The sequence below is a fragment of the Pseudomonas putida W15Oct28 genome, from assembly GCF_000708715.2.
GTDB lineage: Bacteria > Pseudomonadota > Gammaproteobacteria > Pseudomonadales > Pseudomonadaceae > Aquipseudomonas > Aquipseudomonas putida_R.
Map to the genome: position 1 here is coordinate 1 of NZ_JENB01000083.1, position 5979 is coordinate 5979.

Genomic DNA, 5979 nt, shown 5'->3' on the forward strand with positions numbered 1-5979 from the left:
CCTCTCCCCGCTCTACCCCCTCCTTGCACCCCCTCCGAACACAACTAAGCTTGTTGCCTCAGTGGGCTTCGCTCCGAAAAGACCGAAGCAGACGCGGCGCATAGCCTGTCGCCGCCCCCGAAAAAAGCTTGACCGATCGATCAGAAAAAGGTGAAAAACGGTACACATTACAAATATTTATTTGTGTACAATCGCCCAGACCCGATCACTGCGGGACATCAGTGAACGGGCCCGGACACGGGTCGGCGTACCAAAGTTGCGTTGCGGTAGCCTTGCTGGTTATCAATACTGGCGCCGATTTTTCGACCAACAAGAACATTAAAACCGTGGAACCTTAGAATGAGCACAGCAATCAGTCCGACTGCTTATAACTATAAGGTCGTCCGCCAGTTCGCCATCATGACGGTGGTCTGGGGGATCCTTGGCATGGGCCTCGGCGTCTTCATCGCCTCGCAGCTGGTATGGCCGCAACTGAACCTGGACCTGCCCTGGACCAGCTTTGGCCGCCTGCGCCCGCTGCACACCAACCTGGTGATCTTCGCCTTCGGGGGCTGTGCGCTGTTCGGCACCAGCTACTACGTGGTGCAGCGCACCTGCCAGACCCGGCTGATCTCCGACAGCATGGCCGCCTTCACCTTCTGGGGTTGGCAGGCGGTGATCCTCGGCGCGCTGATCACCTTGCCGATGGGCTACACCACCACCAAGGAATACGCCGAGCTCGAATGGCCGCTGGCGATCCTGCTGGCCATCGTCTGGGTCACCTACGGGCTGGTGTTCTTCGGCACCATCGTCAAGCGCAAGACCAAGCACATCTATGTCGGCAACTGGTTCTACGGCGCCTTCATCGTGGTCACCGCGATGCTGCACATCGTCAACCACATCTCTCTGCCGGTCAGCCTGTTCAAGTCGTACTCGGCCTACGCCGGTGCCACCGACGCGATGATCCAGTGGTGGTACGGCCACAACGCCGTGGGCTTCTTCCTCACCACCGGCTTCCTGGGGATGATGTACTACTTCGTGCCCAAGCAGGCCGAACGGCCGATCTACTCGTATCGCCTGTCCATCGTGCACTTCTGGGCGCTGATCACCCTGTACATCTGGGCAGGTCCCCACCACCTGCACTACACCGCCCTGCCCGACTGGGCGCAGTCGCTGGGCATGGTGATGTCGATCATCCTGCTGGCGCCAAGCTGGGGCGGCATGATCAACGGCATGATGACCCTGTCCGGTGCCTGGCACAAACTGCGCACCGACCCGATCCTGCGCTTTTTGGTCGTTTCGCTGGCGTTCTACGGCATGTCCACCTTCGAAGGCCCGATGATGGCCATCAAGACCGTGAACTCCCTGTCGCACTACACCGACTGGACCATCGGCCACGTCCACGCCGGCGCCCTCGGCTGGGTGGCCATGATCTCGATCGGCGCCGTGTACCACATGATCCCGAAACTCTACGGTCGCGAGCAGATGCACAGCATCGGCCTGATCAACGCGCACTTCTGGCTGGCCACCATCGGCACCGTGCTGTACATCGCCTCGATGTGGGTCAACGGCATTACCCAAGGCCTGATGTGGCGCGCCATCAACGATGACGGCACCCTCACCTACTCCTTCGTCGAAGCCCTGCAGGCCAGCCACCCTGGCTATATCGTCCGCGCCCTGGGCGGTGCGTTCTTCGCCAGCGGCATGCTGCTGATGGCCTACAACGTGTTCCGTACCGTACGTGCCGCCAACCCGGTACAGGCTGAAGAAGCCGCCAAGATCGTCGTTGTGGGAGCGCACTGATGAAGCATGAAGCCGTCGAGAAGAACATAGGCCTGCTGGCCTTCTTCATGGTCATCGCCGTCAGCGTCGGTGGCCTGACCCAGATCGTCCCGCTGTTTTTCCAGGACGTCACCAACAAGCCGGTCGAAGGCATGAAGCCGCGCACCGCGCTGGAGGTGGAAGGCCGTGATATCTACATCCGCGAGGGCTGCGTAGGCTGCCATTCGCAGATGATCCGCCCGTTCCGCGCCGAAACCGAGCGCTACGGCCACTACTCGGTGGCCGGTGAGAGCGTGTGGGACCACCCGTTCCTGTGGGGCTCCAAGCGTACCGGGCCGGACCTGGCCCGCGTTGGCGGCCGTTACTCCGATGACTGGCACCGCGCACACCTGTACAACCCGCGCAACGTGGTACCGGAATCGAAGATGCCGTCCTACCCGTGGCTGGTCGAGAACAAGCTCGATGGCCAGGACACCGCGAAGAAGCTGGAGGTGCTGCGCACACTCGGTACCCCGTACACCGATGCCGACATTGCCGGCGCGCGTGACGCGGTCAAGGGCAAGACCGAAATGGACGCCATCGTCGCGTACCTGCAGGGTCTTGGCACCATCATCAAGAGCAAACGGTGACGCTGATGGATATCGGGATGATTCGCGGCCTGGGCACCGTCATGGTGATGGTGGCCTTCGTGGGCCTGGCGCTGTGGGTGTTCAACCCACGGCGTAAAAAGGACTTCGACGAAGCGACCCAACTGCCCTTCGCGGATGACCCCGAGGCAACCCGGCACGTCGAGCAAGCAAAAGCTTCTGGGAGCAAAAAACAATGACAACCTTCTGGAGTCTGTACGTTACCGTCCTGACCCTGGGCACCATCTTCTCGTTGACCTGGCTGTTGCTGTCGACCCGCAAGGGCCAGCGCGAAGAGGTCACCGACGAAACCGTCGGGCATGCCTTCGATGGCATCGAGGAATACGACAACCCGCTGCCGAAATGGTGGTTCTGGCTGTTCGTCGGCACCATCATCTTCGCCCTCGGCTACCTGGTGCTGTACCCGGGCCTGGGCAACTGGAAAGGCATCCTGCCGGGCTACTCGTACCTGGATACCGACAAGCAGACCGAGTTTTCCAACGGCCAGCCGGGCTGGACTGGCGTGCACGAGTGGGAAAAGGAAATGGCCAAGGCCGATGCCCGCTTCGGGCCGATCTTCGCCAAGTTCGCCGCCATGCCCATCGAGGACGTGGCCAAGGACCCTCAGGCGCTGAAGATGGGCGCGCGGCTGTTCGCCTCCAACTGCTCGGTGTGCCATGGCTCCGACGCCAAGGGTGCCTTCGGTTTCCCCAACCTGACCGACAACGACTGGCGTTGGGGCGGCGAGCCGGACACCATCAAGACCACCATCATGGGCGGCCGCCACGGCGTGATGCCGGCCTGGGCCGAAGTGATCGGTGATCAGGGCGTGGCCGACGTGGCTGCATTCATAGTCAGCAAGCTCGATGGCCGTACCCTGCCAGAGGGCGCGAAGGCCGATGCCGAGAATGGCCAGAAAATCTTCGCTGCCAACTGCGTGGCCTGCCACGGGCCGGAAGGCAAAGGTACCCCAGCCATGGGCGCGCCGAACCTGACCCACCCGCAGGCGTTCATTTACGGTTCGAGCTTTGCCCAGTTGCAGCAGACCATTCGTTATGGTCGCCAAGGTCAGATGCCCGCCCAGGAGCAGCTGCAGGGTAATGACAAGGTGCACCTGCTGGCGGCTTATGTTTACAGCCTGTCGCATCAGGACCAGACGCAGGCCAAGGCTGAGTAAGCAGGTCTGGCCTCTTCGCGGGCTTGCCCGCTCCCACAGGTACCTCACCAGTCTTGAGGTCGGTGTAGCTCCTGTGGGAGCGGGCAAGCCCGCGAAAGGGCCGGTACAGCCAAGCATTTCTGGCAGGCTGATGACCTGGATCAATTGACACCCGCCATAACACGATTCCTATCACGAACCCAACGCGACAAAAGGTCGCAGTGCGGCCCCATACTGCCATCACCGGCGTATCATGGGTCGCAGAGCGCTAGCAGATTGCGCGAGACTGCGGCCGGCACGCACTGGCCGCGGCGTTTCTCCACTGCCGTGGGACTTGATGATGAGCAAGCAAATTCCGGTACATGATGTCACCCCGCCTGCCAGCAAAGGGAAGGATTCCGTCGACCTCTACGCCTCCCGGGAAAAAATCTACACCCGCGCCTTCACTGGCCTGTTCCGCCGCCTGCGCATCGTCGGTGGTGCAGTGCTGTTTCTGCTGTACTTCGGCACCGTGTGGCTGAACTGGGGCGGCCACCAGGCCGTATGGTGGAACCTGCCCGAACGCAAGTTCTACATCTTCGGCGCCACCATCTGGCCGCAGGACTTCATCCTGCTGTCGGGCATCCTGATCGTCGCCGCCTTCGGCCTGTTTTTCGTCACCGTGTACGCAGGCCGGGTATGGTGCGGCTACACCTGCCCACAAAGCGTGTGGACGTGGATTTTCATGTGGTGCGAAAAGGTCACCGAAGGCGACCGCAACCAGCGCATGAAGCTCGACAAAGCCCCCATGAGCGGCAACAAGTTCCTGCGCAAGTTCGCCAAGCACAGCCTGTGGCTGCTGATCGGTTTTGTCACCGGCATGACCTTTGTGGGCTATTTCTCGCCCATCCGCGAACTGGTCATCGAGTTCTTTACAGGCCAGGCAGATGGCTGGGCCTACTTCTGGGTCGGTTTCTTCACCCTCGCCACCTACGGCAACGCCGGCTGGTTGCGCGAGCAGGTGTGCGTGTACATGTGCCCCTACGCACGCTTCCAGAGCGTGATGTTCGACAAGGACACACTGATCGTTTCCTACGACCCGCGCCGTGGCGAAACCCGCGGGCCACGTAAGAAAGATGCCGACTACAAGGCCCAAGGCCTGGGTGACTGCATCGACTGCACCATGTGCGTACAAGTCTGCCCCACCGGCATCGACATCCGTGACGGCCTGCAGATCGAGTGCATCGGTTGCGCCGCCTGCATCGACGCCTGCGACAGCATCATGGACAAGATGAACTACCCCAGAGGGCTGATCAGCTACACCACCGAGCACAACTTGTCCGGGCAGAAAACCCACATGCTGCGCCCACGCCTGATCGGCTATGCCGCAGTGCTGCTGGTGATGATGATCGGCCTGGCGACTGCCTTCGCCACCCGTTCGCTGGTCGGTTTCGACGTCAGCAAAGACCGCGTGCTGTACCGCGAGAACGCCCAGGGCCGGATCGAAAACGTGTACAGCCTGAAAGTGATGAACAAGGACCAGCGCGACCACGTCTACGTGCTGGATGCCGCCGGCCTGCCGGACCTCAAGCTCGAAGGCCAGCGCGAGATCCGCGTGGCTGCCGGTGATATCGTCAGCCTGCCCGTGCAGTTGTCGGTCGCCCCCGAGAAACTGCCATCGACCACCAACGAAATCACCTTCACCCTCAAGAGCGCCGACGACAGCGACGCCCAGGTTGAAGCCAAGAGCCGCTTCATCGGCCCACAGATCCGCTAAGAGAGATAACGCACAATGCCTGCCGCCACCGCCGCCAGCCCCTGGTACAAGCACCTCTGGCCCTGGATCATCATCGGCATCCTTACCACCTCGGTGTGCCTGAGCCTGACCATGGTCAGCATTGCCGTGCGCAACCCGGACAACCTGGTGAACGACAACTACTACGAGGCCGGCAAAGGCATCAACCGCTCGCTGGACCGCGAACTGCTGGCACAGCAACTGAGCCTGAAGGCCACCGTGCACCTGGACGAGCTGACTGGCGAAGTGGACCTGCGCCTGACCGGCAGCAGTGGCCCGCAAAACCTGGAGCTGAACCTGATTTCGCCCACCCAGCCAGAGAAGGACCGCAAGGTGCTGCTGAGCAGGGTCGACGCGGGGCGTTATGTGGGGCAGTTGGAGGACAAGGTTGACGGGCGCCGCTTTGTCGAGCTGCTCGGCAGTGAAGGTGGCCGGGTGTGGCGCTTGTTCGAAGAGGAAAAAGTGGAGCATGGTGTGACCTTGCAGCTGGGTGACGAAGCCCTGCAAGGTGCCGAGCACCAGCAGTAGCAACACCGCATATCCCTGTGGGAGCGGGCATGCCCGCGAATGCGATAGCTCAGTCAAAGGTGTTTTCAGGCCTGACGCATTCGCGGGCATGCCCGCTCCCACAAGGTTTCCTATCTGCCTGAGCAGTGCTTGCC

General features: G+C 61.6%; 6 protein-coding genes. All 6 read left to right on the forward strand.

The features are described 5' to 3' along the window. Positions 1–339 precede the first annotated feature (339 nt). The 6 genes from ccoN (at position 340) to AK81_RS27445 (ending at position 5845) form a co-directional block, all read left to right on the forward strand. On the forward strand, positions 340–1782 hold the full coding sequence (ccoN, locus tag AK81_RS27420) for a cytochrome-c oxidase, cbb3-type subunit I (RefSeq protein ID WP_043204361.1): 1443 nt from the start codon (positions 340–342) through the stop codon (positions 1780–1782). Continuing rightward, entirely contained in the window at positions 1782–2390 is a 609-nt protein-coding gene (gene ccoO, locus AK81_RS27425) for a cytochrome-c oxidase, cbb3-type subunit II (RefSeq protein WP_043204362.1), read from the forward strand. Before ccoN ends, ccoO begins: the two co-directional genes overlap by 1 nt. Before the next feature lie 5 nt (positions 2391–2395). After that, on the forward strand, positions 2396–2587 hold the full coding sequence (locus tag AK81_RS27430; RefSeq protein ID WP_043204366.1) for a CcoQ/FixQ family Cbb3-type cytochrome c oxidase assembly chaperone: 192 nt from the start codon (positions 2396–2398) through the stop codon (positions 2585–2587). Beyond that, positions 2584–3564 carry a cytochrome-c oxidase, cbb3-type subunit III gene (ccoP, locus tag AK81_RS27435; RefSeq protein ID WP_043204363.1) on the forward strand — a complete coding sequence of 327 codons (981 nt, stop codon included), beginning with the start codon at positions 2584–2586 and terminating at the stop codon, positions 3562–3564. The genes AK81_RS27430 and ccoP overlap by 4 nt, the downstream gene beginning before the upstream one ends. Positions 3565–3883: 319 nt before the next feature. Next, the gene (gene ccoG / locus AK81_RS27440; RefSeq protein ID WP_043204364.1) at positions 3884–5299 is read left to right on the forward strand and encodes a cytochrome c oxidase accessory protein CcoG; all 1416 of its coding nucleotides are present in this window, start codon (positions 3884–3886) and stop codon (positions 5297–5299) included. A gap of 15 nt (positions 5300–5314) precedes the next feature. Beyond that, on the forward strand, positions 5315–5845 hold the full coding sequence (locus AK81_RS27445) for a FixH family protein (protein ID WP_043204365.1): 531 nt from the start codon (positions 5315–5317) through the stop codon (positions 5843–5845). The last annotated feature ends 134 nt before the right edge of the window (positions 5846–5979 follow it).